Here is a 26838-nt window from a genome sequence, read left to right as displayed (position 1 = left end):
AGGCCGGCAAGCGGGTGCTGGGCATGCGGCACTTCGATGTGCAGCTGATCGGCGGCATGGTGCTGCACAACGGTCAAATCGCTGAGATGAAAACCGGCGAGGGCAAAACCCTCGTGGCCACCCTGCCGGCCTACCTCAACGCCCTTACCGGCCGGGGCGTTCACGTGGTGACAGTCAACGACTACCTAGCCCGACGCGATGCCGAGTGGATGGGCCAGGTGCACCGCTTCCTGGGGCTCTCGGTGGGCCTGATTCAACAGGAGATGACGCCAACCACCCGCCGGGCCAACTACGCCTGCGACATCACCTACGCCACTAACAGCGAGCTGGGCTTCGACTACCTGCGCGACAACATGGCCAGCGACATCGCTGAGGTGGTGCAGCGCCAGCCCAACTACTGCGTGATCGACGAGGTCGATTCGATCCTGATCGACGAGGCCCGCACGCCGCTGATTATCTCCGGCCAGATCGAGCGCCCCCAGGAGAAATACCGCCGCGCCGCCGAGGTGGCTGAGCTGCTGGAGCGCTCTGCCGAACTGGGCAAAGACGGCATCGACCCCGAAGGCGACTACGAGGTTGATGAGAAGCAGCGCAATGTGACCCTCACCGACGAGGGCTATGCCAAGGCCGAGCAGGAGCTGGGGGTGACCGATCTCTTCAACCCAGAAGACCCCTGGGCCCACTTCATCGGCAATGCCCTCAAGGCCAAGGAGATGTTTGCCAAGGACGTGAACTACATCGTGCGCAATGGCGATGCGGTGATCGTGGACGAATTCACCGGCCGGGTGATGCCAGGGAGGCGCTGGAGCGACGGCCTGCACCAGGCGATTGAGGCCAAGGAGCAGCTGGAGATCCAGCCCGAAACCCAAACCCTCGCCTCGATCACCTACCAAAACTTCTTCCTGCTCTACCCGCGCCTGGCCGGAATGACCGGTACCGCCAAAACCGAGGAAGTGGAATTCGAGAAGACCTACAAGCTCGAAGTCACGATCGTGCCCACCAACCGGGTGCGCTCCCGCTCCGACTGGACCGACCAGGTTTACAAAACCGAAACCGCCAAGTGGCGAGCGGTAGCCCTGGAAACCGCCGAGGTGCACAAGGGGGGCCGGCCGGTGCTGGTGGGCACCACCAGTGTGGAGAAATCGGAGCTGCTATCAGCCCTGCTGGCTGAGCAAGACATCCCCCACAACCTCCTAAACGCCAAGCCAGAAAACGTGGAGCGGGAAGCCGAAATCGTGGCCCAGGCCGGGCGGGCCGGCGCCGTGACCATCGCCACCAACATGGCCGGGCGTGGCACGGACATCATCCTGGGCGGCAATAGCGATTACATGGCCCGCCTCAAGCTGCGTGAGGTGCTGCTGCCCAAGCTGGTGCGCCCGGAAAATGAGCACCGGCCCATCCCCTCGGCGAAAGCCGCGCGCGAGGCCCGCAGTTTGGGGAGCCTGTATCCCTGCAGTCTCAGCAAAACGACTGACCAGGATTTGGCCAGCCTCGCCAAAGACCTCGTAAATGCCTGGGGCGACCGGCAGCTCACCTTGCTGGAGCTGGAAGACCGCATCGCCCAGGCGGCCGAAAAGGCCCCCAGCGATGACCCCCAAATCCAGGCCCTGCGTGATTGCATCGCGCAGGTGAAGGCTGAATACGACGCCATGGTGAAGCAAGACGATCAGCAGGTGCGCGAGGCCGGTGGCCTGCACGTGATCGGCACCGAGCGCCACGAATCACGCAGGGTGGACAACCAACTGCGCGGCCGCGCCGGCCGCCAGGGCGATCCTGGCTCCACCCGCTTCTTCCTGTCTCTGGAAGACAACCTGCTGCGCATCTTTGGCGGCGATCGGGTGGCTGGCCTGATGAATGCCTTCCGGGTGGAGGAAGACATGCCGATCGAATCGGGCATGCTCACCCGCTCGCTGGAAGGGGCGCAGAAGAAGGTGGAAACGTACTACTACGACATCCGCAAGCAGGTGTTTGAGTACGACGAGGTGATGAACAACCAGCGCAAAGCCGTTTATACCGAGCGGCGCCGAGTGTTGGAGGGCCGTGAACTTAAGGCCCAGGTGATCGGCTACGGCGAGCGGACCGTCGAAGACATCGTGGAAGCCTATGTAAACCCCGAGCTGCCGCCTGAGGAGTGGGACCTCAGCCGCCTAGTCGAGAAAACAAAGGAGTTTATTTACATCCTGGAAGATCTAGCGCCCGACCAGCTACAGGGTTTAGGGGTGGAGGAGCTCAAAGCCTTCCTGCAGGAGCAGCTGCGCAATGCCTACGACATCAAGGAGGGCCAAGTTGAGCAGCAACGCCCAGGCCTGATACGCGAAGCGGAGCGCTACTTCATCCTGCAGCAGATAGACACCCTCTGGCGAGAGCATCTGCAGGCGATGGATGCCCTACGCGAATCGGTGGGCCTGCGCGGCTACGGCCAGAAGGACCCGCTGATCGAATACAAGAACGAGGGTTATGACATGTTCCTCGAGATGATGACCCAGATGCGCCGCAATGTGATCTACTCGATGTTTATGTTCCAACCGGCGCCAGCGCCACAAGGGGCGACGGCCTAAGGCCATGGGAACAGCTGATTCCTCGCCAGTCCTAGAACTAAAGGATGTTTGGCTACGCATTCCGGTTAACACCCGTGAGGTACGCACCCTCAAGAAAGCACTGATCCGGTCCTTAACAGGTGGCGTGCTTCAAAGAACTACACGCGGCACAGAGATTGAGGCACTGAGGGGGATTAATTGCACGATTAATCATGGAGAGCGGGTGGCATTAATTGGCCACAACGGAGCAGGGAAGAGCACTTTTCTTCGCCTAGTATCAGGCATCTATACGGCGACATCGGGACTCTTTCGGGCACACTGTCCAGTGTTTCCCATGATCCAAAAGAATTTTATCACCGGGCCAGATTTAAGCGGCATGCAAGCAGTGAAAGGTCACTATCTATTGACGCACGGACACCTTAAAGGCTTCCCTGAGTACCTCAGGGAGATTGTTGAGTTCTCCGAGCTAGGTGATTTTATACACTTACCCATGAAGGGCTACAGCGAAGGCATGTCTGCCAGATTATTATTCTCGCTTTTAACCTCTGGAAGTCACGATTGCCTTGCGCTCGACGAAGGCTTTGGCACCGGTGATGCCCGCTTCTTTGAGCGGGCACAACGCCGCCTAGAGCAATTCATCGAAACCGCAGGCACCTTGATACTCGCAAGTCATTCAGACGGTCTCTTGCAGCAGTTCTGCCAACGCGGGCTTGTATTCAATCAAGGAGAGATTGTGTTTGACGGCCCTTTGGATGATTCACTCAGGTACTATCATGAGCAGTGTTGTTAAGACTCTACGGTATGCGTGGGTTTCACGCCGCGCTTGGTGGTTTACAGCAACAGCACGCACAAAGGAGCGCTTTGCACGAACAGCACTAGGCAGCTTCTGGCTCGGCATCTCCAATCTGCTTTCCATCGGAGTTCTCGCAACGGTTTACGGCGCAGTCTTCAAGGTTAAAGATTTTGGCACCTACGTTGTATTCCTTGGAACGGGACTAGTGATCTGGAATGCGATAGCCAGTGCTGTGCAATCAGCTCCTGGCCTCTTTCGCGCAAACGCCGGCAACATAAAAAATACTAACATCCACCCTATTTTCTTCACCCTGGAAGAATGGTCATTTCAAGTCCAGACGTTCTTCCAATCATTCGGCCTAGTGCTACTGGCCTTAATGTTCTTCCAGCCCAGTTTACTACTTCACCTTTTCACGTCAGGATTGCTGCCACTGATCAATCTGCTTATTTTCCTCTACTGGCTTCCACTTTTACTTTGCTTGCTCGGAGCACGATATGAAGACCTTTACCAGCTCATCCCTATAGCAATGCAGTTAATGTTTTTACTCTCACCAATTCTCTACCAAAAAGAAGCCCTGGGCGCCCTTGGCTGGACCGCCGACCTAAATCCACTTTATAGGGTACTGAGCAACCTACGTCACGCTCTGATCCAGGGCGAACTTAAGATGGATCAAACTCTTATCGTACTGTTCATCAATTTAATAGGTGTTTTAACGTCGCTCTGGCTCTTAGAGCGCAAGCGACGGGAACTCCCATTTCTCGTATGAGAATCAGCGATCACTCTTCACATTATCGCTGATTAGCCAGATTTCGGTGGCGCAGGCTGACAGTGGTATAATCATTCAAAATACATCATTAGATGAAAGCCGTCATCCTAGCCGGTGGACTCGGAACCCGTATCTCCGAAGAAACCCATCTCCGGCCAAAGCCAATGATTGAAATCGGCGGAAAACCAATACTCTGGCATATTCTTAAGATTTATAGTCATCACGGAATCAACGATTTTATTATTTGCTGTGGCTACAAGGGATACGTCATCAAGGAATATTTTGCAAACTATTTTCTGCACACCAGCGATGTAACATTTGACATGGGTAACAATACCATGAAAGTGCACGCAAGCAAGGGCGAACCCTGGAAGGTCACGCTTGTCGATACTGGTGAAAAGACTCTCACTGGTGGGCGCCTGCGCCGCGTACGAAGCTACCTAGACGACCAACCCTTCTGCTTCACCTATGGAGATGGTGTCGCCGATGTGAATATCACCGAGCTCGTGGCTCATCACCACACAGAGGGGCGCAAAGCAACCCTGACAGCGGTTCAGCCACTGGGGCGTTTTGGCAGCCTAGCTTTTGAACGAGGGCGCGTGATGCGCTTCGAGGAAAAGCCCCAAGGGGACGGGACTTGGATCAATGGAGGTTTTTTTGTTTTGGATCCTTCGGTTATTGATCTGGTCGATGGGGATTCCTGCACGTGGGAAGAAGCACCCCTCCAGAGATTGGCCGAAACACACGAGTTGTCTGCCTATCACCACACTGGCTTTTGGCAGCCGATGGATACCCTCAGAGACAAGAATCAACTTGAGGAACTCTGGCAAACAGGAAATGCACCCTGGAAGGCGTGGTCAGAAGGATGAACAGAAAAATGCAATCCGAAGGTCTAGCTTCATCAACATTTTGGCGGAACCGAAGATGCCTCGTAACAGGGCACACCGGTTTCAAGGGCAGCTGGTTGGCTTTGTGGCTCTGTGAACTTGGTGCCCAGGTCACCGGCTTGTCCCTTCCGCCCGAGTCCGAGCCCAACCTCTTTGACCAACTGGGCCTGGACCGTCGCCTGGATCACCGGATCGGCGATATCCAAGATCCCAAACTGCTGAAGGCCCTGGTGACTGAAACCAAGCCGGAGGTGGTATTGCATCTAGCCGCCCAACCTTTGGTGCGGCGCAGCTACCAAGAGCCCGCGGCCACCTGGTCCACCAACGTGATGGGCACCATTCACCTGTTAGAGGCTCTGCGCACGCTCCAGCAGCCCTGCAGCGCGGTACTGATCACCACGGACAAGGTCTATCTCAACAACGAGTGGCTCTATGGCTACCGCGAAAACGATCCCCTCGGGGGACATGATCCCTACAGCAGCAGCAAAGCGGCAGCGGAGATCGCCATCGCTAGCTGGCGCTCCAGTTTCTGCGGCATGTCTTCCCATCAGACGCCACACCTGAGCGTTGCCAGCGCTCGTGCCGGCAATGTGATCGGTGGAGGCGACTGGGCGGTGGATCGCATTGTGCCTGATGCGATGAGGGCCCTCAGCCGAGGCGAGCCGATCGGCGTACGGAATCCTGGCGCCACTCGCCCCTGGCAACACGTGCTGGAGCCGCTCGGGGGCTATCTCCGGCTGGCAGAGAACTTGTCCTCATCCGTCGAGTTAGCTGGTGCGTTCAACTTCGGCCCACAGCTCGAGGCCAACCGTCCGGTGCGTGAGCTGGTGGAGGAAGCGCTGCGTCACTGGCCCGGCCATTGGCAGGACCAGAGCGACCCTTCTGCCCCTCACGAAGCCAGCCTCCTCAGTCTGGTGATCGACAAAGCCCATCACCAACTTGGTTGGGCGCCCCGTTGGGACTTTGCGACCACCGTGGAGCGCACGGTCAACTGGTATCGGCGGGTTCAGGAGGGTCAGGCCTCTGCTCTTGAATGCTGCCTGGACGATCTTGCTGCTTACCTCACCCCCTCTGCTGCGTGACTTCCCTTCCCGACCTCAAGGATCAGATCCTCAACCTCACCCGCGACTATGCGCGTCAGGCCCATGCGGCCTACCGCCCAGCTGCGGATCCCGCCCGGACCCCGTGGCCCGAGGGCAGCCCGATTCCTTACGCCGGGCGAGTGTTCACGGAGACCGAGGTGGAGGCGGCCGTATCCGCCACTCTCGATTTCTGGCTCACGCTGGGCTCAGAAGGCGCGGCAATGGAGAAGGAGCTGGCCGCCTTCATGGGCGTGCGCCACTCGCTGCTGGTGAACTCCGGCTCCAGCGCCAACCTGGTGGCGATCTCAGCGCTCACCTCCGCCAAGCTGCCGGAGGCCCGCCGGATCAAACCCGGTGATGAGGTGATCACGGTGGCGGCGGGCTTCCCCACCACCGTGGCCCCGATCGTGCAGGTGGGTGCAGTGCCGGTGTTCATCGATGCCGATACCATAACGGGTAATGCCCGCTGCGATCAGCTGGAAGCGGCTTACAGCGCGGGCAAAACCAAGGCCGTGATGATGGCCCACGCCCTGGGCAATCCCTTCGATCTGGCGGCCACCCTGGCCTTCTGCCGCAAGCACGACCTTTGGCTGGTTGAGGACAACTGCGATGCCCTGGGTTGTAGCTACTCGATGCCACGGGAGCTTGCCGAGAGCCTGGGCTTCAGCGAGAACAGCCCTGGCCTCGATGAAGGGCCAGATCGGGTGATCCGCTGGACTGGCACCTGGGGCGACATCAGCACCCAGAGCTTCTACCCACCCCATCACCTCACCATGGGCGAGGGCGGTGCGGTGAACATCGTGCGCGAACAGAAGCTCAAGGTGATCGCCGAAAGCTTCCGCGACTGGGGCCGCGACTGCTGGTGCCCTAGCGGCATCGACAACACCTGCAACAAGCGCTTCGGCTGGCAGCTGGGTGAACTGCCAGAGGGCTACGACCACAAGTACACCTACAGCCACCTCGGCTTCAACCTCAAGCCGCTCGATCCGCAGGCGGCGATTGGCCGGGTGCAGCTGCGGCGGCTGCCGGAGTTTATCGAGGCCCGCAAACAGAACTGGGAGACGTTGCGCCGGGGCCTAGCGCCCCATGAGGACGTGCTCGAATTCGCCCTGCCCACCCATGCCACGGCCTGGGATCCGGAGCAGGGCTTCAGCTGGGATACCAGCGGTTGCCGCACCGATTGCTCCTGGTTCGGTTTCAAGATCGCCGTGAAGCCAGGGGCAGCTTTCAGCCGTACGGAACTGGCCCAAGAGCTGGACCGTCACCAGATCGGCAACCGCATGCTGTTCGGCGGCAACCTATTGCGCCAGCCGGCTTTTGTGCAACTGCGCCAAGACAATCCAGCGGCCCTGCGGGTGGTGGGCGAGATGGTGGGGTCTGATGACATCATGGCCAGCACTCTTTTCCTGGGTACCTATCCCGGCCTGACGGAAGCGATGCTGGCCCGAGAGGTTGAGGTGATTAATGGCTTCGTCCGCCTGCCCGCCCCATGAACCCCAAGGTGCTCCTGTTCGGCGCCGGTGGCGCCCTAGGTGCGGCGATCGCTAGGCATCTTGCTGGCGACGGATTTGCTGTTTACACCGCGGGATCAACCCGTTGGGAAGGCGCCAAGGCGCATCTGCCACTTGGCTACGACGATCCATCTGACGCGGCCAGCTTCAGCTCCCTCCCGGATCTCGATGCGGTGGTCTGGGCCCAGGGGTTGAACTGCAGCGACACCGTGTCGTCATTCGACACTGATAATCTGCAACGGCTGCTGCAGGGCAATGTGCTGTTCATTGCCTCCAGCCTTCAGGCCCTGCTCTCGGCCGGCAAGCTGAGGTCCGGCTGCCGGTTGGCTGTGGTGAGTTCAATCTGGCAGCTGGAAAGCCGCCCCGGCAAATTTTCCTACACGGTGTCCAAAGCGGCTCTGCAAGGGCTGGTGAAGTCCGTTGCTCTGGATCTTGGCCCCAGCGGCATCCTGATCAATGCGGTATTGCCGGGTGTCGTTGACACCCCGATGACGCGTACCCATCTCTCCACTGAGCAGATCGCTGCCATCGCCTCCCAATCGGCCCTAGGCCGGTTGCCCGAACCTGCTGATATCGCTTCTGCAGTGGCCTTTCTGGTTTCGCCGGCCAACCGCGCCATCACCGGCCAGTTCCTCACCGTGGATGCTGGTTTCATCGGCCTCAAGCACGCCTGATCTATCCGATGTCTGCTCTACTTCCCGAGCTCAAGATCCGCAGCGCCCTCGCGGATTACAGCGTGGCCTTCTCGCCGCTCACGGATCTCAGCCAGTGGTGCCCCAGCGCTGATCTGCTGCTGGTGGACGCCTTCTTCCGGGGCCGACTTGCACTGCCAGAGGACCTTCCCGTCATCTGGATCGAGGCCACAGAAGAGGCCAAGGCCCTGCAGGAGACCCTGCCTCTGTTTGTTGCCATGAAGCAGGCGGGTCTGGGCCGCTCGTCCCGCATTGCCGCGATCGGCGGTGGCGTGGTGCAGGACATTGCCACCTTCGTGGCCTCGCTGTTCATGCGAGGCATCCCCTGGAGCTACGTGCCCACCACCTTTCTGGGCATGGCCGATTCCTGCCTTGGTGGCAAGAGTTCGATCAATGTGGGGCCCTACAAAAACTTGATCGGCAATTTCCATCCCCCCAGCCGGATTGACATCCTGCCCGTCTTCGCCCGTACGCTCCCGGCCGTGGAGCTGGCCGGCGGTGCAGCAGAAGCCGCCAAGATTGCTTTCTGCCGCGGGGCGTCTGCCTTTGCAACCTACGAGCGGATGGCAGCGCCGGTACTCGGCGGCGCCTGGAAAGAGCAGGAGCTTGCTGAACTGCTGCACGCCACCCTGGCTGTGAAGCAGTGGTTCATCGAAACCGATGAATTCGATCAGGCGGAGCGGCGCCTGCTCAACTTCGGCCACACCTGGGGCCATGCCCTTGAATCGGCCACAGCATTCGCCATTCCCCATGGCCTGGCAGTAGCGATCGGGATGATGGCATCCATCTGCTTCACGGAGCACCAACCCGAATCCGCGGGGCTTTGGCAGCACTGCCTAGAGCTTCTGCAGCCAGTGCTGGAGCCACAGCAACTGCAGGTGTTCGATGCCGAGCATTTCCTGAAGGCCTTCCAGGCCGATAAGAAACATTCGCCTGGGCACTATCACCTGATCGTTCCCTCGTCCACCGATCCAGCAAGGCTGGGCGTCGAGGAAATTCAGCTACCTGCTGATCAGGCATGTCTCGATGCGGTGCTGGCAGCGATGCAGCAGGCCATTGCCACGCTGGAGCCAGAGCTGGCAGCTGTTCAACCCGTTGGGGTGGTTGCGTAATGAAGTATTCCGATGCTCTGATTAGCTGGTTAAAGGCCAGCGGTTATAGCCACTGCTACTTCGTGGCAGGTGGCAACATCATGCACCTGCTGAATTCAGCACGGCAGGCGCTCGTTTGCGTGCCTGTGGTGCATGAGGTGGCGGCAGCCATCGCCACAGAGTATCACAACGCCATCGTTGAAGCTGGTGCCGCCGCTCCGGGTACGGGCAAGGCGTTGGCACTTGTCACCGCCGGTCCAGGACTCACCAACACGCTCACAGGGCTGGCCGGCGCGTGGTTGGAAAGCCGCGAACTGCTGCTCCTCGGCGGGCAGGTGAAGGTGGAGGATCTGGCGCCAGCGGGACTGCGTCAGCTCGGCATTCAGGAGGTCGACGGTGTGGCCATGGCGTCACCGGTCTGCAAGCGGAGTCTCTGTCTCAAGGCCCCGATGCCCGCTGAGGCGGTGCTGGCTGAGGTGGCCGAAGGCTGGCGCGGACGACCAGGGCCAGTGTTCCTCGAGTTGCCCTTGGATGTACAGGCCAGCCAAGTGCCCGAGACTTGGGCGGATGCGGGCCTCAATAGCGGTCCCGGCCCTGAGAAAACAGCTCCGTTGGCTAGCGAGCAGTTGGTGGCGAATGTAGCCGCACGCGTCGCAGCGGCCGAACGCCCCGTGTTCCTGCTGGGTGGTGGTCTCTCCCATCGCCAGGCAAAGGCCCTGCAATCGCAACTGGCTGCTCTGAGCCTGCCTGTCATGACCACCTGGAATGGCGCTGATCGCTATACGGCTGATCATCCCAACTACGCAGGCCGGCCCAACACCTGGGGGCAACGCTCGAGCAATCTGCTTCTGCAGCAAGCGGATCTGGTGCTGGCGGTTGGCACCCGGCTGGGCCTTCAGCAAACAGGGTTCAACTGGCAAGCCTTTGTGCCTCTGGGTGAGGTGATCCAAGTGGATATTGATCCCTCTGAACTCGCCAAGCCCAATCCGCAAACAGCACTAGCAATTGAGGTGGATGCCGATGTATTCCTCTCCACTCTGCTGAGTCACAAGCTAGGGGATCACAGCGAATGGCTAGCCTTTAGCCAACACGTGCGGGCACTGCTACCAGTTTCGGAGGCATGCAACACAACCCCGCAGGGCTATCTCAATCCTTACGACATGGTTTCCGAGCTTTCCAAGCTGTGTGAGCCCGGCGATCACATCGTGCCCTGCAGCAGTGGGGGCGCCTTCACCGTGATGATGCAGGCCTTCAAGCTGAAGAGCGAACAAACCATGATCACGGATAAGGGTCTGGCCAGCATGGGCTATGGACTCTCTGGCGCGATCGGGTGCGCGATTGCTGATCCAGTGCGACGGACAGTGCTGGTGGAGGGGGATGGCGGTTTCACCCAAAATCTCCAGGAACTAGCAACGGTAGCGGTGAATGAGCTCAACCTCAAGATCTTCCTGTTTTGCAATGAGGGATATGCCTCAATCCGCATGACCCAAAAGAATTATTTTGACGGTGCCTACCTGGGCTGCGATGTCAATTCGGGCCTTGGCTTTCCTGATTGGGCGTCACTTGCAGCTGCCTACCGCATTCCTAGTTTTGAGCTGGCTGAACACTGGGCCGATGATCCCGCTTTCTTGAACCTCTGGCAGAGTCAAGGGCCAGCGGTGTTCCTTGTACCCCTGCACCCCGAGCAGACATATTTCCCAAAAATTACCAGCCGCATCAGCGCTTCAGGTGGTATGCAATCCAACCCCTTGCATCTGATGTCTCCGGAGCTACCAGATGACATCAAAGCCGTAGCGATGCGCTATTTACTCGATGCATCTCCGTAAATCCGTGATAATCTTTATTTGACAATCGCATCCATACCCTGAACAACGATGAATAGCTCCGAGAAGAAAATGCTCGAGATCCTCCACCAAGGTAAGGAGGAATATGGCGTTCTGGCTACTAAAGCCGAATTCGAAGCCGAGGGAACCCGTACTGACGAACTGCTTCGCTTGCTGGAGATTGCCAATAAAGCCAATGTAGGCCTGGCATTGAAGGTGGGTGGCTGCGAAGCAATCCGAGACATGCTGGAGGCCAGACAGTTTGGCGTGCGCTATATCATCGCCCCAATGGTAGAAACGCCCTACGCCTTGACCAAATACATAGCAGCAAAGGACAAGGTTTATTCAACAGAAGAACAGGAAGACGTTTCATTCCTGTTTAATCTGGAGACAATTACTGCTTTTAATAACCTCGAAGCAATGCTCGAGATCGCTGCCGCAAAGCCGGGGTGTAATGGTGTCGTTTTTGGCCGAGTTGATTTCAGCGGCTCAATCGGCGCAGGCCGTAACGGAATCGAATCGGAGAACGTGACTAAAGCCGTCGAGGTTGCCTCCAAGGCTTGCCGTGATCGAGGTCTTGACTTCATTGTTGGTGGGGCTGTCTCGATTGATGCCCTGGCCAACTTACAGCGAATCAAGGCGATTCATCTCGATCGCTTTGAAACCCGCAAGGTGATCTTCAGTGGTTCTGCGCTGGATTCACCCGATTTGGCCAAAGCGTTGCGCCAAGCCGTGCATTTTGAGCTTCTGTGGCTGCTGAATAAGCGTGAGTATTATGGATTGATGCACCGAGAGGATCAAACCCGTATTCAGATGCTGGAAGATCGCTGGAAGGTACTGAACTCAGACTGATGGAAGCACACATTCTGCTAACTGGGGGAACTGGTTTTTTTGGCCGTGCACTGCTGCGGCACTACCTTTCATGTGGGATGGGCATGAATGCCAGCCTTTGCGTACTCAGTCGAGATCCGCAACGATTTCAGGATGCTCACCCAGACCTGGCAATCAACGATCAGATAAGGTTTGTTCAGGCAGACATACAAGAGCGTGAGACGTTGCCGTGGAACAATTCATTTACACATATTCTTCATGCGGCGACTGATTCCACCGTTGGGCCTTGGCTCACACCACTTCAGCGATTCAATCAAGTTGTTGAAGGAACGACCAATATCCTTGACCTTGCGGTTGCTACTGGTGCGCGTCGGTTTCTGCTGACGAGCTCAGGTGGCATCTATGGGCCTCAGCCATCTGATCTGGAGTCGATTCCTGAAGACTGGCCTGGCAGCCCGCCTCTTGATCAAGCATCTACCGCCTACAGCCAGGGCAAGCGAGCCGCTGAACATCTATGCGCGCTTTATCGAGATACGCACGGCCTGCAGACAGTAATTGCACGTTGCTTTGCATTTGTGGGTGCGGATCTACCCCTAAATGTTCATTTTGCGATTGGGAACTTCATACACGATGCCTTGTCTGCCGAAGCGATCACCGTATCTGGCGATGGAACCCCGCTGCGCACCTACTTAGACCAGCGTGATTTGGCCCACTGGCTATGGACCCTACTGCAGCAGGGCAAGGATGGAGAGGCCTACAACGTGGGCGCAGACCATGTAATAAGCATTGCCGAGCTTGCTCATCTAGTGCGAGATCTGATTGCTGAACATAAACCAGTGCGCATCCTCGGCATAGCCGATCCAATCGCTGCACGCAGCCGCTATATTCCCAGTATCATTAAGATTGAAACCATGCATGGTCTGCGGCCTGAGATTACTTTGGAACAGGCAATCCTTAATACAGCTGGTGCGCATTAGGACCAAAGCCGATCAGCAGGATGACCATGAACTCATAGTTCCACAACGAACAAACTCCTAGATGCAGTTATTTAGCCTGCCTAGATTTACCTGGCTGACTGTACATATATCGGCTCCAAAAAAAACCCGCCACGAGAGTGATCAGAGCAGTAACCAGAGTTAGGGAGGTACGCTCTAATGTATTTCTGAGAAAAGAAACGCTGGCCAGGCTGACAAGTGTAAGCGGCAATGCTGATGCGACATAGCGTACTAGAGAAACATGGTATCCTTTACTAAAAGGAAATACAATATTGCGAAATGCCAAGAAGCGGAGACAGTGAGTACAGCCCTCGGCTATTCCCAAAGCCGCATAGGGGCCCATAGGATAGGCAAGCCAAAACAAGCCAGGGCCTAGAATTGTAAAAACAAAGCCGCTTAAGCTGAAGCGAATAAAGGAGTGTCGCTTGCGTTCACTATACATGAGAGGATGTGGTATTCAAGGTTGAGCCGCTTGGGGATTTGACGCGACGAAAAAGAACTCTTGGGCGTATTCCTCTCATGCGAAGCGCCTCAATCTGCCTAGAAAGCAGGCTAAACATGAGCATCTGCAAAGAAAGGCTCAGGATCGACAAGCCCATAACGGTTGGAATCCCACCCACATATCTGCTGCTTCCTCGCAATACGTTCACTAAGAGAATGAGTCCAATTACGACGGCTAGGAATAGGCTGGCACCTCCGATCGTGAGTGCAAGACGACTTGCAGTGGCGTCACCAACGGCGATGCTTCGCCAAGCTTCTTTCCAATAACCTAGCTTGCCATAGGAGGATTTGCCATGGATACGATCCAACTGAAGGTAATCCATCTGAATTGCAGATTGACTGGCATTGGCCAGGCATTGCCGAAGATTGAGATCTGTTAGCTCCCAACAACGGAGAGCTTCATTAATTGTTTCTCGTCTATAGCAACCGAAGCCATGAAATCCCGTTGGCACAAGCTGAAAGCGTGTGGAGTATCCCAGCATGTTGTAATAAGAACGCCTAGCCAAGCGAAGCAGTGAATTCCCGGAAGACTTCTTTTTGACTGCCAGTACAGCATCTAGACCCTGATCACCAAGAAGCATCTGAACCATAGATGCAGCAAGCTCTGGTGGGTCTTGCAAATCTGAGCAAAGAAGCACTATAAGATCACTATCACGTGCTTGTCTTAGAGCATTTGCGGCAGATGCTTCGGGGCCATAGTTTCTTTGGTTTAGGAGTACATCAATGGACCCCATGGACGCTTGTAGCTGGCTCAAAACCACAAGGCTTTCATCCGTACTGGCATTGTCGGCAATCACGAAGCTAAATTGTAGCCCTAGTGCGTCAGTCGACCCATCTTGGATTTGCTGGAACGCATTATGGCATCGATTCAATAGCTCTTCGAGGTTACCTGCTTCATTGTAGGCAGTACTGACAAAGGTAATCCTAGATTTCTGTGGCATATCCACCTAAGTTAAACCCACTCAAGACTATGTATGTCATTATACCGCCGTCACCGCTCCCCTCAGGGAATCCCCATTTTCCCCTCTGTCAAGAAAGATGACGCCTCTCCATTCAAACGACTGCCCCGTATCGATCAGATTGATGCAAAGCACCCCTCAACCAGATTGTCGTCAAACACCTAGCTCTCGTCCTTGTCCTGGATCTTCTTGCCCCTGGTGAACAGTTCGCTGGCGCCGTCCAGAAGTTAGCGCTTCCACTGGCTGGCCTGGATCAGGTGGATGGCGTGGTAGTCGGCGATCTCCTGAATCGTCTTGCGGCCACTGATCGCCTCCATGGCGACCCTGGCCTTGAACTCGGGGCTATTGGGTGCGGCGCTTGCTCATCGATGGGAGCCCCGATCAGGGCCGGTACCCCGCCTCAGAGGTTAACGATGGGGCTTGTCCAAAAAAACCAGTCCAACTCAGGGCCTCAGAGCGCCACGTCTGGCAGGTTGTAGGACAGTACCGGAGCACCGAGCGTCATGGCGGCAAGGTCCTCGACATCGAGAGGGCAAAGCTCCTGCATTTATGGCGCGCCGCGGTTTACATGTGCAAACATACAATGAGATGATGTTAGGCCTTCGGTTCTCATTGGAGCTGGCGCGGAAAGAAGAGGCTGGCTACAAAGAATGACAGTGACCTACTGTGATGCACGATCTGATAGGCAACATCGGACCGGACGGGGAAGCTTTCACCCCAACTGCTTATCAATCCCTTACTCCCCAGGCTTCCCTAAGGGCAATCCACTGGAATACTAGAAGCGTACCCATTTTTTAGCAATGATGAAAAGTCATTCTGCGCAGCAATCGCTATTAAACTAGAATTAGGCGAACTGGCTGCAGTATTTTTCTCTGCCAACAGCCTGTTTGAGTTCACAGTGGTGCGATCTCTGGCCCAAAGCTGGTTAACTTGCTTAGTAAAAACTTTTTCGTACTGACACCCTTCTGATCGAGGGGCAATATTTACGCTATGCATTTGATTTATAGCTGATAGCGAAATAAGATCTGTTCCGCCTTTGCGCTGTTCAGTTAACTGGCTCAAGAGATATTGCTGTCTTCTCGTGAGGAGATTTAGCCCAGGAAGCCCTGGCATTAGCCTTTGATCATTGGTGCCGTCAAAACCCATGGCCGAGAAATCAAATACGTCTCGCCTTACAAGAGTAAATATTCCATATTGATCATTTGAATATCCATCAATGATTACATAGTAGCCATCGAAGGCCAATCTTAATATGTCCCGATTTAGCTTAAGCATTGCGCGATCGCCTGAATCTTGGCCAGCAAAAGCTTTTTGCTGTTGCGCATAGGCTGCCATTGGCAAAAGGTTGTATACTATAATGTCTGGCTTTTCTTGGTTCCATTTGCTTATGATTCGCGAAGAAACACGCATAGGCAATACATCAATCCATGGCACTGGAGCATTGGCATAGGACCGAGACTGGCTTATTGTGTAGATAATAGGTATATTTGGAAAGGCTAAGATTGAAAAGGGTTTTAAAGGGTTTCGAAGCTTATATCTTTGCACAAGCCTGACAAGGCGATCCGCATAAGCCCTCTGGGATTCATTCATAAGATCTCTTCCCGAATAACTTAATTCCTGCGGCTTTTGATTTCTTATTTTTTGCAGAAAAAAGGATATTGAAGAAGTTGATGGTCTCTCAGATACACCCCACCAAGTATATCCTTTTCCGAGAATATCCCTCAAGGCTCCCACAGGAACAGCCCATAGGTAAAGCATAGACATTAGTGCTAATAAGCTTTTGATTTTTAGTGGATTTCCTTGCCCCTTCGCCTTCGCAGCCAGCACGAGCTCAAGTTCTTTTAATACAAGACAGATAGACAGGCTAAAGGGGATAAATGAGTCCAGCCCACCAGTTGATCCAGACATTGCATTGAGCATAACTACTGAAAGCATAGGAACGGCAAGCAACTGAGCTTGCTTAGAGGTTGGGCCGTCAATACCTTTATCAACGAATGCCGCGACAATCACAAATATAACTATAAGCGCGACGCCCGCACCTCGAATAACTGGTACTATGCTTTGGGTGACACCCGAGAGTAGCGCCAAGAGAGCGATTGCCATGGCAAAGGTCGCAATACTCATCACAGAACTTACATGTTTGCTATGTTTTATGGCGGCAAGACTTGCGAAATTAGCTACAAGATTGGTACGAGATGCATAACATGTTAACAGGTAAGCAAGCAATATGCCAATAGCAAATGCATTCAAAGTAGCGCTATAGTCTGGAGCCTTTAATGATTCGAGCACTGAAAGCAGGACTCTAGACACTATTGATCCACCACCTCCTTTATAACTAGCATCCGTATAGATATTGAAAAGACCGATGATTCCAGTTGAAGATATTTGCCATTGAAGATAGATTGAGATCGACGTCGCCATAAATCCAAGGAATGCGAACTTGGCGATCCGATTTGACTTCATAATATAGATAAGGGAATAAATTCCTGCGTAAGCTGCATAATTCTGCTTTGTCGTTGCCATAGAAATTATGCTTACTGCAGCCATGAGGCTCCAGAAAACTTCCTTCGCCTGGTTTTTAACCAGAACGCCTGACTTTTCTCTTTGGCAGTAAGAGAGAGCAACCAAGCTCCATGTTAGAAGAAGCATTATAAATGGGGTATAATCATAAATAACAAAAGCTGGCATGCTGTATCCCAAGCTTATGCCCGAGCACGATGCAATTGCTGAAGCAGCCTTCGGAGCACCGAGCCTTCGACACAGCAAGTATGACCCTATGAAGAGGGCCAAGGTTATAAGCGTGCCAACTAGACGAAGGAGTAAAAAGTGGTCAATGCCTGCCTTGGATGCAAGTAATAGAAGTGTATTGTATAAGAGAGAGTAAAAAGGGGGAAATGGCATTCCACGCTCGTATGCCTCTCCTGCATTCCCACCCCACTCTCCGAACCAACCTTCCGTAAAAGTGAAAGTAAAAGAAAGAGCCAGTACGCATCCCAATAGCGAAGTGACTCCGACGAATAAGGCTGACTGCTTGAGTCTCAAAAGCCAAGATTGCATCACAGCCAGCCCTCCATTCAAGCCGTCCACGGACAGCATGTAATCATATCCTAAAGCCCAATGCTTAATTCGGGATGCTTACACCCATTGCCATTCGTATTTCAGTATAAATACTAATAAGTTTTTTTTCACAGGCGGTCGGCGCCCTGGCTTAAAAATTTATTATCAAAGCATAAAGTTGTTGGAAAACCTCGCCCTCGGCAACGCTTTGACGGCCTACTCATCAAATCTATTAGGTGAAATTTATCACTAACCCCTCTTCAGTTTTTGGCAGTCACTCACCCTTGACTCTTGAGCTTTTTAAAATAGCGCTTTCTACGATGGCCGGGATACGATTCACAAAGGGGCCCCATAATCCACGCTATCAACAGGCTAATTAGTTTTGAAACAATCCGAAGGCCGCTTTGACTCGAACAAGGGTATTAATCTCACTCTCTGGATACCCACTTACAATAGACCAAAAGAACTTCGGCTACTTCTGCAGCAAATACAGTTATTATGTTTATGGAAACATATCGATGTAGTGGTTTCAGACAATTCTTCCGATCATTGGGACATTGTCGATCTTGGAGAAGACTTATTCAAAGGGATCAGAATCGAGCGGCGCTGCTGCAATCTTTCTGCAGGTGCTAACTTTCTCCGAGCCTTTGAGAATTGCAGCACAGAGTGGGTACATATCATGGGAGATGATGACAGGCTTAACAACGAGTACCTCTCAGTTATTCAGCGACACATCAGCGGCTGCGACACATCGATTGCAGCCATAAGATTTGACACCGAACTCTATGGACATCTCAAGATAGAACAGCACAACAACCTGATGACAGCAATATCAGGGATCCATGGCACCAATATCAACGGATGGTTCAACAATCTCTTGTTAATATCAGGCTGGGTATTCAGGCGCGAACAGATATGTCAATACATTAGCCAGGCGTATTTGGGGTATGGAACTAAGTTATCACATCTGCTGCCAGCCCTAGCTTGCTGTGATCAAGAAAATCGATACATTCTCTTTTCTTGTGATCGGCCGATCGCCTTTTGTGAAAATCAAGACAGCTGGCCCAAGGCAGCCTCATGGGTAGAAATGTGCATCAACACCCAGCTCGCCCATGGTTACCTATCAGAAACTAACAGACGCGCCCTTCGCAAATGTTTGTTTGGTGGGGCCAATTCCAAACTCTTGGCAAAAATCATGAGAATTCGGGCCTTCTACCAAAGGCCTGCAACTGACGTATCCTGGCTCAGAATATTATTTGTTTTAAGCAGCCTATCAAAGCGTTTCATGCTTATTGCCCTACTTAGCCTGCCTCTGCTAGCTCTACCCACAAAGATTTGGCCCAAACAGATACGAAAAATATTAGGCAGCGAAGGCTCTGCGGATCGCTGGTAGCAACCATTTTTGATATATTGATAATACGATCCAACTAATCCGAGCCTGTAAAGCCCGGAGTGTAGAAGGAAGATAAATTGTTAGCCGCAATACAAATCTTCCGCAATCAAGGTGTGCCAATCTGTCTGAAGTATTTAACATCAGCAACAAAATTCGACGCATCCACCCTCGGATAAGATGAGGTAAAGCAAGAATCCGAAGATAAATCCATAAAAATTCTGCACTTGCTGCCTGACCATCTAGGCATGGGTCGATTGTTGATACAACTTCTAGCCTATCGACGTAGCTTTGGAGCTCAGCCGTAATGGACTGCGTGTAATACGCATTGGCTCTATTGGGATACAAATTCTCAATCATTTTTATAAATAGATGAAATCCCTTATCATTTGCGGTCTCAATTTCATCGTGAATGGAATTATTCCGTCCGATCCAGCCACTAGGGCATGATCGGAATTGAGACAAAAACTGCAGATCATCGGTATATACAAGCCGCAGGCAACTGAGGGGAAAATCCTCATACGCCGATAAAGGGAATGGATTATTGGGAAGGAACACAGGCTTGGCCTGAGCCACGATATCTAAAATCACTGCCGTAAGCGGATCAAAACAGATTAAGCCGTCCAAAGAATTTATTAACTCATTATAATCACTACGCCCACTGGGCCAGTTTCGGCTGAAAGGCACAATCTCTACCCCACTTAAAAAGCTCTCTAAAACTTGCGACAGCAGTGTTAGCCGAGCCTTACCGCAATAAATACCAACTCTGAGACAACGCACTGATGGTTTTAAGAGGGTATCCAAACGATTTGAGTATTTCTGGACTGAGATCTGTTGAAAGCAGGAAGGATCCTGGACAAAACAATAATCATTGTGATCAGGTAGAACAAATGACGAATAAATAGCAACAGAGTCGTTGGCCTGAACTTTGGGAAAGGGGCTGCCCAGCAATACTGGGGGTGCCATCAGCCACCAGAGCACTCGATGCCCGTAAGAGCGCAAGGTTTCAATGAAGTATGGATCAGCTGTATCCGGTGCAACAACACAAAGACTTGATTTTGGGGGGTGTTCATTCTTGATTAGAAAAACACCATTCGGCAGCTGTAATGTTGAGAGCTGCTTAAAGCGAGATATTGAAGGAACCAACACTCCGCAGGGATAACCCCGCTGAACTAACATGTGAATCATGTACGCCATCGACCGATGGCCATTGCTACTACTACTGAGAACAGCTGGAAAGACCCATAGGATCAGACGAGGCTCAATATCATCCTGAATCTGCTCAACCATCTCGTCTCAGGAACACGGCCATAAAGGTCCGCAGCCATTGCTTAGGCAAAAGCCTCAAAGGCAGGCGGGTGAAAAAGAGAACGATCACAGTGGGGAATGGAATCAATGACGAGTGGAGTGCCCCCAACAGAAACAAATACTCGTTCTTCAGATAACGCCATCCGTGTCGCCGCGATAAATGGTCAGCCCCAACTCTTGCACAGACTAAGACCCGAGGATCATTACGCAAAAGCATGCCACGCTTCAGCATCCTCAGCCACAAGTCCCAATCCTCAAAATACGGACAAGTTCTATAGTTACCGGCATCCAGTATCTTGCTGCGACGCAGAGCGACCGTGGGATGATTCATTGGATTACGCCAGCAGGCTAACCCCTCAATAGACTCTGTATTTAGAGGAACCTGCCGTAAATGCTGAGCATTCTTGAGCTGGCCGTCCCACCCTATTTCCTCCAGCTGTCCACCAAGTACGGCGAGATTGGGATCAGCAAGCATCTGCTCAACCTGCCAACGAGAACGCTCCGGCACGGATAAATCATCAGCATCAACCCGAAGCACAATTTCGCTTTTACAAGCCAACATTCCCCTTGCCAAAACAGGGCCAGTCCCTTCCCAATGCATCGATTGGTGAATCTCTATTGGCAAGGCTGATGCCTGCAAAGTGGCTTCTAATAAGGTGCCGAGCCTGCCATCCACGCTCACCACAAGAGCCCTAGCCTGCCAAGTTTGCTGCTTCAGGCTTTCGAGAGTCTGAGAGAGAATTTCTGGGTCTTCCCATGGCGCAAGCGGCATCAGCCAATCAAACGAAGGGCTATCGGCACTCTCATCGGCTGGACAATCCGATGGATACGCCCTGACAGGTTTCATTGATTGCTTCATGGGGTAATCAAGTCTTCTCCCCAATGCGTTGCCCGCAGTAGCCAGCCCGATCGCACACCTGCTGGCACCACTGGAGATGGCTGAGCCCCCAGCGCACCGTAGCCTCTAAGCCCTCCTCAAAACTGTGTAGCGGCTTCCAGCCCAACCCCAGCGTGATCTTGCTGGCATCAATGGCATAGCGGCGGTCGTGGCCGGGGCGATCGGTCACCGGCGAGATCAAGCGACTGTGGGGAGCGCCAGCGGGGCGTAGCCCATCGAGGAGGGCGCAGATCGCCTGCACCACATCCGTGTTGCTGCGTTCGCTCGGGCTTCCGTGATCCCCGGCACCACCCACGCAGTAGCTCTCGCCCAGGCGCCCCCGGCTGGCTGCCAAAAGCAGAGCTTCCACGTGGTCCTCCACGTACAGCCAATCGCGCACGTTCAGGCCATCGCCGTAAAGCGGAATCGGCTCCCCGGCCGCCGCCTTGAGGATCACCACCGGGATCAGCTTCTCGGGAAACTGCCAGGGGCCGTAGTTGTTGGAGCAGTTGGTGAGCACCACCGGCAGCCCGTAGGTGTGGTGCCAGGCCTGCACCAGATGGTCGCTGGCGGCCTTGCTGGCGGAATAGGGGGAGCGGGGGTCGTAGGGGGTCGTTTCGCAAAAGCGACCCGTGGGCCCCAGGGAGCCGAACACCTCGTCGGTGCTGATGTGGTGCAAACGGAAGCGCTCCTGTCGCTCCTGAGGCAGCTGCTCCCAGTGGGCGCGCACCCCCTGCAGCAGATGGAAGGTGCCCTGCACATTGCTCTCGATGAAGGCACCTGGGCCGCTGATCGAGCGATCCACATGGCTCTCGGCAGCAAGATGGAACACCAGATCCGGATCGGCCTGCCGCACCGCCTCAGCCGTGGCTTCGGCATGGGCCAGATCCACCCGCAGCAGCTGGTGCCGGCCCAGCGCCGCCGGGCCCAGCTCAGCGAGGGTGAGCTCGATGCTGGTGAGATCGCTGGCGTAGCCGAGCTTGTCGAGGTTGAACACCGTGGCATTGGTGTCCCGCAGCAACCGCCGCACCAGCGCCCCGCCGATGAAGCCGGCACCGCCGGTCACCAGCACCCGGTTCACACCCTGGGGCAGCGGGGAGGCCATCGGCTCAGTCAGCTTTGAGGAGGTTACCGGGGCATGCTGTTCCTGAAACCATCCGCACCTCGAAGCGGCTGCCCTCAGGTAAGACCCTCTTTAAGCTGATCAGATGGGTTTGATTCACGGCACCGTTCAACTCTCCAACCCCTCTCGCCCCGAGCTGCAGGGGGTGGAGGTGCGTGCCCTGGCCGATTCCGGGGCCGTGCACCTCTGCATCCCTGAGCACATCGCCATCCAGCTGCAGCTGCGAGAGCTGGAACAGCGAGAGGTGATCCTGGCCGATGGACACCGGCGCACGGTGCCCTACATGGGGCCCATTGAGGTGAGCTTCGCCAACCGCCGCTGCTTCACCGGCGCCATGGTGCTGGGCAACGAGGTGCTGCTGGGAGCCATCCCCATGGAAGACATGGATCTCGTGCTGCGGCCCCAGCTGCAGTCGATCACCGTGAACCCGGAAAGCCCCAACATCCCCTTGAGCTTGGCCAAGTAGGCCTTTGGCGACATCGGTCGCCGTGGCTGATCGCCACCACCGGCTGGGGCTGAGCCGAAAGCGTCCAAAATCTGTACAGCTTGTACAGATTTCCTGACACCCCCAAGCAGCGCGCTTGATGCGAGGTCATTCCCCTTCGAACCCTTCGGGTTCAGTCAGCGAGCGAATCGAGAGGCATGGCCACGCCCGGGAAGGCCGTGATTCCACGGATGTCTTGATAGTTTGCTTGTACTATCCTGTGTTCAGGGTTTGGGCTGGCTACGGTGGTTTTGGGTTTTGATCGTCAAAGCCAGATGACGGCGCTGGATCACGGTTTTTGCCGCCCTGCTCCTCGCCCTGATCACGCTGTTTACCAATTACACCCATGTCGACTTCCTGGGAGCCGCTTCCGTCGACCTACCGCAGCAAGCAGGAATTCCTTGCATCGCTGCCGCCGTGGCGACGGCTATTGCAGAAGCTCAATTGGCATCCAACCGTCGAGTTGAAAGTGCAGCGATACGCGATCGAGCAGAGGCTGAAACGACTCGAGAAAGAGGACGAACGGCTCGACGAGCTCAACAGCAAGCTCAGTGCAATCTTGTCCAACTCCGACACCAGCTCGACCCCTCCGAACGCAATGCCAGGCGAGTCCGAGATGTGATCTCAGTGCTTGAGGAGTACGGGGGAATGGCTTGAACAGCCTGATCCTGAGCTTTTTTCGGCCTATCCCCGAGAAGCGAGCCGACTGAGCTGCCGGTCGTGCGGTGCCTGGGGCAGCTACAGGTTGTCACGGGCTGCTCAACAGCGCTCCAACCAGCTGCAGCACCCGCTCCACCACCGCAATCGGAGCATTGGCAATCAGCTCAGCATCTCGGCTGCGCCAGTCCAGGCTGCGCAGTTGATCCGCCAGCACCACCCCCTGCACCGGCCCGCCTTCCGGCAGCGCCACTTCAAATGGGTATCCCTTCACCCTGCTGGTGATGGGACACATCAAAGCAAGGCCAACCTTGCTGTTGTACGTCGATGGCGACACCACCAATGCCGGGCGGCGTCCAGCCTGTTCACGCCCACTCTGTGGTGTGAAGCTGAGCCAGATCAGATCCCCGCGCTCCGGTGCTCTCACCACACCTCCGCACCGGTGGGCTCACCCCAGTCAGTTTCGCTGTGTTGGTTCTCAGCGGTGATCTCAGCAAGAAGAGCCGCAAGCTGGATTGCCTCTGCGGGCCTGGCGAGCAAGGCACCGGCCTCCACCTTCACCTCCATCTCACTGCCAGAGCCCACACCCAGCTCGGTGGCGTAAGCCTTGGGGATCCTTAGCCCCAGGCTGTTGCCCCAGGCCTGCACCTTCACTTTCACCGCAACTCAGCTCGAATAGCCAAAGTCTATCCCGGTCGTGGCAACCAGATCCAGCCGGCTTCTCCGTGATTCCACTGATTCCCTAATAGTTCGCTTGTGCTATCCCATGTTCAGGGGTTTTGCCGCCCTGCCCCTCGCCCTGATCACGCTGTTTACCAAGGGTCAAATCACAGCCCATCGAGGGCCACAGAAACCAATCTAATCAGCAAGGGAAAAACGCCTTACAATCAAGATCGAAGATGCCCATTGCAATGGTTGAGCCCCCAACGCAAGGGCGCAAACGATCGCGGTCCCTCACCGTCACCCGAAAAGGGCAGGTGACGCTGCGCAAGGATCTACTAGCCCATCTGGGCATTCAGCCTGGCCAGCGCATTGATGTGGAGGTGCTGCCTGGCGGCCGGCTGGAGCTGCACGCCGAGCAAGCCACCGGCAGCATCAACAGCTTCATCGGCCTGCTGGCAGGCCGCAGCAGCCACTGCGCCAGCCTGGAGGAGCTGAATCAGGCCGCCGCCGCCGGCTGGGCCGGGCTCGGCGACGCAAACGCCCAACCCAGCACCAGCCCATGAAGATCACGGCCGACACCAACGTGCTGGTGCGCGCCCTGGTGCAGGACGATCCCGAGCAGGCCAAATCAGCCAGTGCGCTGCTGGAACAGGCGGAGCTGGTGGCGATCCCCCTGCCTGTGTTGTGCGAACTGGTTTGGGTGCTGCGCCGTGTCTACCGCTTCTCCAACCACGACTGCGTCAGCGCCATCGAAGCGCTGCTTGCCAGCAGCAGCGTGGTGGCCGATCGACCGGCCGTGACAGCCGGGCTCAAGCTGCTCGCATGGGGCGGCGATTTCGCTGATGGCGTGATCGCTTTCGGCGGACGGCAGCTGGGCAGCCAGCAGCTGGCCACCTTCGACCGCGAAGCAGCGCGCCTGCTGAGCGAAGCCGGCGAACCAGTGCATCTGCTGGGGTGATCCCCGTTGCATTAGGGACCCTGTTTAGCTCGTACAACTGCCGTAGAAGCCTGAAAGGTTTCCAGCCAATTGGGGCAAGCCGATTGCTGACACTCCGCTGCCACCCCATCCATGATTCCTCGGCGCACTCAGGAATGGCTGGGTTGATCCTTCTGGTCCAGCTCAAACGGAAAGCCAAGGCGGTAGGCCCGGCTACGGCCTGCACCAATCGGCGTGAGAGCCTGACGTGCCACCAGTTCGCTGAGATCGCGCCAGGCCGTGGCCCGGCTTGCCTTGGTGAGTCCGATGGCTTTGCGCAGGGTCATCCCCCCTTCAAATCCTTCGGGTTCAGCATCGAGCAGCCGATTGAGGAGCTTCTGCTGCCGCGCATTGAAACCGCTATGGCGATGCCGCCACCAAAACAGCGCCTTGGCCTGCACTGCGGCCACCACCGCCTGGTTGCTGAGAGCCGCCGCCGCCACCTGCTCAAGAAACCACTGCAGCCAGCGCGTCACCTCCGATGGGCCCCGCTGGCAGTGCTCCAGCTCCCGGTAATAAGCCCGGCGCTGCTGCTGGATCCGGGCTGAGAGCCCCAGGGCGCCGGCCATCAGCCGATCGGTTGGCGTCGCTTGAACCTCCGGCCTGGAGATCTGGGCCAGGGCGCGATCCGTGAGGGCCCGAGCCAGCCGGCCATTGCCATCGTCATAAGGATGCAGAGTGACAAACCACAGATGGACCAGCCCTGCCCGAATCAGGCCATCCAGCTCCAGGGATAGGCCATTGAACCAATCCAGCAGCAGCGTCAGCTGGCCCTCCAAACCCTCCCGTGGCGGCGCCTCGAAATGCAATGTTTCCCGGCCGATCGCACCCGACACCACCTGCATCGGCAGGGATCCGCGCAGATCGCCAATGGCGATGGCACGCAACCCATCGGGCCCTGCAGCAAACAGATCCGCGTGCCACCGATGCAGAGTTGCAAGCGTCAGTGGCTCATCGAGCTCAGCCGTCGAGGCCAGCAAGAGCTGCACCAGACCCTCCACCTTGGCGCTGGCCTCCCGCTGTGGGGAACCCGGCGTGTCCGGAGGCAGTTGAAAACGCCGTGCCACCGAGGAGCGCACCTCAGCAGGATCCAGCTGTTCCCCCTCAATAGCTGCCGTGCTGAGGCTCTCGCGGCTGATCAGCACCGCCAGGGCCTCACGGCCAAGGCCTGCATCCAGACGATCCAGTTGCTCAGCCAGCCCCTGACGCGCCGCAGATGCCTGCAGCAGTGCAGGCCGAAGTGCGGCTCCATCCCAGCGGAAGTTGGGCCAGTCGGGCTGCTGCCAGATCCATCGAGGCTCCATCGGGTCAGCCTAATCGCTTCATCGAGTGAAGCGATTAAGGGGCTCGATTCGCTTCACGGGTGCTTGACGGGCTGATTGGACCGGAAAGGCGCTGACCCGAAAGCGACCAAAATTTACAGACCGTACAGATTTGCCGACACTCCCAAACACCACACTCCCAAAGAGCACTGCCGCCAACGCTCATGCGGGGTCCAGCACCTGCGCCAGGGCCGCCCGCCAGTGCAGAGGTTCCAGCCCAAGGGCTACGCGGCTGCTGCTGCACTCCAGCAGCGAGTAGCTGGGGCGTTGGGCCGGAGTGGGGTAGTCGGCGGTGGTGAGCGGTTTCACCCTGGCGGCCCGCTCCAGCAGGCCGGCCTGCACCCCCAGCTCGCCAATCGCCACGGCGAAGTCGTACCAGCTGGCGGCGCCGGCATCGCTCCAGTGCAGGATGCGGGGGCCGCTGGGATCTGCGGCGGGATCTGCGCCCACCCCGATCGCCCGCCAACAGGCCGCCGCCAGGGTGAGGGTGCTGGTGGGGCAGCCCACCTGATC

25 protein-coding genes are annotated in these 26838 nt (G+C 55.9%); 16 read left to right on the top strand and 9 right to left on the bottom strand.

Annotation, left to right across the window (positions count from 1 at the left end; genetic code table 11):
• The 11 genes from secA to KBY85_RS11410 form a co-directional block, all read left to right on the top strand.
• On the top strand, window positions 1–2558 hold a 2558-nt coding region (gene secA, locus KBY85_RS11460; protein WP_254961651.1), incomplete at its 5' end, for a preprotein translocase subunit SecA.
• A 4-nt stretch (window positions 2559–2562) separates the two neighbouring features.
• Window positions 2563–3327 carry an ABC transporter ATP-binding protein gene (locus tag KBY85_RS11455; RefSeq protein ID WP_254961650.1) on the top strand — a complete coding sequence of 255 codons (765 nt, stop codon included), beginning with the start codon at window positions 2563–2565 and terminating at the stop codon, window positions 3325–3327.
• Window positions 3311–4096 (top strand): ABC transporter permease, encoded by a 786-nt coding sequence (locus KBY85_RS11450; protein WP_254961649.1) that lies wholly within the window; start codon window positions 3311–3313, stop codon window positions 4094–4096. The genes KBY85_RS11455 and KBY85_RS11450 overlap by 17 nt, the downstream gene beginning before the upstream one ends.
• Before the next feature lie 92 nt (window positions 4097–4188).
• Window positions 4189–4965 (top strand): glucose-1-phosphate cytidylyltransferase, encoded by a 777-nt coding sequence (rfbF, locus tag KBY85_RS11445; protein ID WP_254961648.1) that lies wholly within the window; start codon window positions 4189–4191, stop codon window positions 4963–4965.
• 8 nt (window positions 4966–4973) lie between these two features.
• Entirely contained in the window at window positions 4974–6065 is a 1092-nt protein-coding gene (gene rfbG / locus KBY85_RS11440) for a CDP-glucose 4,6-dehydratase (protein WP_254961647.1), read from the top strand.
• Entirely contained in the window at window positions 6062–7558 is a 1497-nt protein-coding gene (gene rfbH / locus KBY85_RS11435) for a lipopolysaccharide biosynthesis protein RfbH (protein WP_254961646.1), read from the top strand. Before rfbG ends, rfbH begins: the two co-directional genes overlap by 4 nt.
• On the top strand, window positions 7555–8250 hold the full coding sequence (locus KBY85_RS11430; RefSeq protein WP_254961645.1) for an SDR family NAD(P)-dependent oxidoreductase: 696 nt from the start codon (window positions 7555–7557) through the stop codon (window positions 8248–8250). The genes rfbH and KBY85_RS11430 overlap by 4 nt, the downstream gene beginning before the upstream one ends.
• Before the next feature lie 8 nt (window positions 8251–8258).
• Window positions 8259–9380, top strand: a complete 1122-nt coding sequence (locus tag KBY85_RS11425) for a 3-dehydroquinate synthase family protein (protein ID WP_254961644.1) — start codon at window positions 8259–8261, stop codon at window positions 9378–9380.
• Entirely contained in the window at window positions 9380–11185 is a 1806-nt protein-coding gene (locus tag KBY85_RS11420; protein ID WP_254961643.1) for a thiamine pyrophosphate-binding protein, read from the top strand. The genes KBY85_RS11425 and KBY85_RS11420 overlap by 1 nt, the downstream gene beginning before the upstream one ends.
• Before the next feature lie 48 nt (window positions 11186–11233).
• Window positions 11234–12034, top strand: a complete 801-nt coding sequence (locus KBY85_RS11415) for an aldolase/citrate lyase family protein (RefSeq protein ID WP_254961641.1) — start codon at window positions 11234–11236, stop codon at window positions 12032–12034.
• Window positions 12034–12990, top strand: coding sequence for an NAD(P)-dependent oxidoreductase (locus tag KBY85_RS11410; protein ID WP_254961640.1), 957 nt, complete (start codon window positions 12034–12036; stop codon window positions 12988–12990). Before KBY85_RS11415 ends, KBY85_RS11410 begins: the two co-directional genes overlap by 1 nt.
• Before the next feature lie 452 nt (window positions 12991–13442).
• Here the strand turns inward: KBY85_RS11410 and KBY85_RS11405 are convergent, their stop codons facing one another.
• Window positions 13443–14450, bottom strand: a complete 1008-nt coding sequence (locus tag KBY85_RS11405; protein ID WP_254961652.1) for a glycosyltransferase — start codon at window positions 14448–14450, stop codon at window positions 13443–13445.
• A gap of 771 nt (window positions 14451–15221) precedes the next feature.
• Complete coding sequence (locus KBY85_RS11400; RefSeq protein ID WP_254961639.1) at window positions 15222–17156, bottom strand: hypothetical protein; 1935 nt, start codon at window positions 17154–17156, stop codon at window positions 15222–15224.
• A gap of 751 nt (window positions 17157–17907) precedes the next feature.
• Here KBY85_RS11400 and KBY85_RS11395 point away from each other — a divergent pair.
• Window positions 17908–18918: a glycosyltransferase gene (locus KBY85_RS11395; RefSeq protein ID WP_254961638.1), complete on the top strand. Its 1011-nt coding sequence runs from the start codon at window positions 17908–17910 to the stop codon at window positions 18916–18918.
• Here KBY85_RS11395 and KBY85_RS11390 read toward each other — a convergent pair.
• From KBY85_RS11390 to rfbB, 3 genes are read right to left on the bottom strand one after another with little or no spacing between them, the layout of a single operon-like run.
• Window positions 18886–20205 (bottom strand): hypothetical protein, encoded by a 1320-nt coding sequence (locus tag KBY85_RS11390; protein WP_254961637.1) that lies wholly within the window; start codon window positions 20203–20205, stop codon window positions 18886–18888. The genes KBY85_RS11395 and KBY85_RS11390 overlap by 33 nt on opposite strands.
• Window positions 20198–21082 carry a glycosyltransferase gene (locus tag KBY85_RS11385; RefSeq protein WP_254961636.1) on the bottom strand — a complete coding sequence of 295 codons (885 nt, stop codon included), beginning with the start codon at window positions 21080–21082 and terminating at the stop codon, window positions 20198–20200. The genes KBY85_RS11390 and KBY85_RS11385 overlap by 8 nt, the downstream gene beginning before the upstream one ends.
• 7 nt (window positions 21083–21089) lie before the next feature.
• Window positions 21090–22205: a dTDP-glucose 4,6-dehydratase gene (rfbB, locus tag KBY85_RS11380; RefSeq protein WP_254961634.1), complete on the bottom strand. Its 1116-nt coding sequence runs from the start codon at window positions 22203–22205 to the stop codon at window positions 21090–21092.
• A gap of 103 nt (window positions 22206–22308) precedes the next feature.
• On the opposite strand from rfbB, the gene KBY85_RS11375 reads away from it, so the two are divergent.
• Both KBY85_RS11375 and KBY85_RS11370 read left to right on the top strand, forming a co-directional pair.
• Window positions 22309–22689 (top strand): clan AA aspartic protease, encoded by a 381-nt coding sequence (locus tag KBY85_RS11375; RefSeq protein WP_254961633.1) that lies wholly within the window; start codon window positions 22309–22311, stop codon window positions 22687–22689.
• A gap of 364 nt (window positions 22690–23053) precedes the next feature.
• Entirely contained in the window at window positions 23054–23329 is a 276-nt protein-coding gene (locus tag KBY85_RS11370) for a hypothetical protein (RefSeq protein ID WP_254961632.1), read from the top strand.
• Window positions 23330–23455: 126 nt separating this feature from the next.
• Here the strand turns inward: KBY85_RS11370 and KBY85_RS11365 are convergent, their stop codons facing one another.
• Window positions 23456–23791 carry a type II toxin-antitoxin system PemK/MazF family toxin gene (locus KBY85_RS11365; protein WP_254961631.1) on the bottom strand — a complete coding sequence of 112 codons (336 nt, stop codon included), beginning with the start codon at window positions 23789–23791 and terminating at the stop codon, window positions 23456–23458.
• Entirely contained in the window at window positions 23788–24024 is a 237-nt protein-coding gene (locus tag KBY85_RS11360; RefSeq protein ID WP_254961630.1) for an AbrB/MazE/SpoVT family DNA-binding domain-containing protein, read from the bottom strand. The genes KBY85_RS11365 and KBY85_RS11360 overlap by 4 nt, the downstream gene beginning before the upstream one ends.
• Before the next feature lie 317 nt (window positions 24025–24341).
• On the opposite strand from KBY85_RS11360, the gene KBY85_RS11355 reads away from it, so the two are divergent.
• Window positions 24342–24590: an AbrB/MazE/SpoVT family DNA-binding domain-containing protein gene (locus KBY85_RS11355; protein ID WP_254961629.1), complete on the top strand. Its 249-nt coding sequence runs from the start codon at window positions 24342–24344 to the stop codon at window positions 24588–24590.
• Window positions 24587–24985 (top strand): type II toxin-antitoxin system VapC family toxin, encoded by a 399-nt coding sequence (locus KBY85_RS11350; protein ID WP_254961628.1) that lies wholly within the window; start codon window positions 24587–24589, stop codon window positions 24983–24985. The genes KBY85_RS11355 and KBY85_RS11350 overlap by 4 nt, the downstream gene beginning before the upstream one ends.
• A 128-nt stretch (window positions 24986–25113) precedes the next feature.
• Here KBY85_RS11350 and KBY85_RS11345 read toward each other — a convergent pair whose 3' ends face one another.
• Window positions 25114–26307 carry a Fic family protein gene (locus KBY85_RS11345; protein WP_254961627.1) on the bottom strand — a complete coding sequence of 398 codons (1194 nt, stop codon included), beginning with the start codon at window positions 26305–26307 and terminating at the stop codon, window positions 25114–25116.
• 180 nt (window positions 26308–26487) lie between these two features.
• Window positions 26488–26838: sugar nucleotide-binding protein (locus tag KBY85_RS11340; RefSeq protein WP_254961626.1), on the bottom strand; the 351-nt coding region annotated here is incomplete at its 5' end.

The organism is Cyanobium sp. BA5m-10 (assembly GCF_024346255.1).
GTDB lineage: Bacteria > Cyanobacteriota > Cyanobacteriia > PCC-6307 > Cyanobiaceae > Cyanobium_A > Cyanobium_A usitatum.
This window is presented reverse-complemented; position numbering and strand designations above follow the sequence as displayed.

Coding starts and splice junctions, on each gene's coding strand:
- KBY85_RS11455 (WP_254961650.1), top strand. CDS start 2,563: ATGGGAACAGCTGATTCCTCGCCAGTCCTAGAACTAAAGGATGTTTGG.
- KBY85_RS11450 (WP_254961649.1), top strand. CDS start 3,311: ATGAGCAGTGTTGTTAAGACTCTACGGTATGCGTGGGTTTCACGCCGC.
- rfbF (WP_254961648.1), top strand. CDS start 4,189: ATGAAAGCCGTCATCCTAGCCGGTGGACTCGGAACCCGTATCTCCGAA.
- rfbG (WP_254961647.1), top strand. CDS start 4,974: ATGCAATCCGAAGGTCTAGCTTCATCAACATTTTGGCGGAACCGAAGA.
- KBY85_RS11430 (WP_254961645.1), top strand. CDS start 7,555: ATGAACCCCAAGGTGCTCCTGTTCGGCGCCGGTGGCGCCCTAGGTGCG.
- KBY85_RS11425 (WP_254961644.1), top strand. CDS start 8,259: ATGTCTGCTCTACTTCCCGAGCTCAAGATCCGCAGCGCCCTCGCGGAT.
- KBY85_RS11420 (WP_254961643.1), top strand. CDS start 9,380: ATGAAGTATTCCGATGCTCTGATTAGCTGGTTAAAGGCCAGCGGTTAT.
- KBY85_RS11415 (WP_254961641.1), top strand. CDS start 11,234: ATGAATAGCTCCGAGAAGAAAATGCTCGAGATCCTCCACCAAGGTAAG.
- KBY85_RS11410 (WP_254961640.1), top strand. CDS start 12,034: ATGGAAGCACACATTCTGCTAACTGGGGGAACTGGTTTTTTTGGCCGT.
- KBY85_RS11405 (WP_254961652.1), bottom strand. CDS start 14,450: ATGCCACAGAAATCTAGGATTACCTTTGTCAGTACTGCCTACAATGAA.
- KBY85_RS11400 (WP_254961639.1), bottom strand. CDS start 17,156: ATGCCAGCTTTTGTTATTTATGATTATACCCCATTTATAATGCTTCTT.
- KBY85_RS11390 (WP_254961637.1), bottom strand. CDS start 20,205: ATGGTTGAGCAGATTCAGGATGATATTGAGCCTCGTCTGATCCTATGG.
- KBY85_RS11385 (WP_254961636.1), bottom strand. CDS start 21,082: ATGAAGCAATCAATGAAACCTGTCAGGGCGTATCCATCGGATTGTCCA.
- rfbB (WP_254961634.1), bottom strand. CDS start 22,205: ATGGCCTCCCCGCTGCCCCAGGGTGTGAACCGGGTGCTGGTGACCGGC.
- KBY85_RS11375 (WP_254961633.1), top strand. CDS start 22,309: ATGGGTTTGATTCACGGCACCGTTCAACTCTCCAACCCCTCTCGCCCC.
- KBY85_RS11370 (WP_254961632.1), top strand. CDS start 23,054: ATGTCGACTTCCTGGGAGCCGCTTCCGTCGACCTACCGCAGCAAGCAG.
- KBY85_RS11350 (WP_254961628.1), top strand. CDS start 24,587: ATGAAGATCACGGCCGACACCAACGTGCTGGTGCGCGCCCTGGTGCAG.
- KBY85_RS11345 (WP_254961627.1), bottom strand. CDS start 26,307: ATGGAGCCTCGATGGATCTGGCAGCAGCCCGACTGGCCCAACTTCCGC.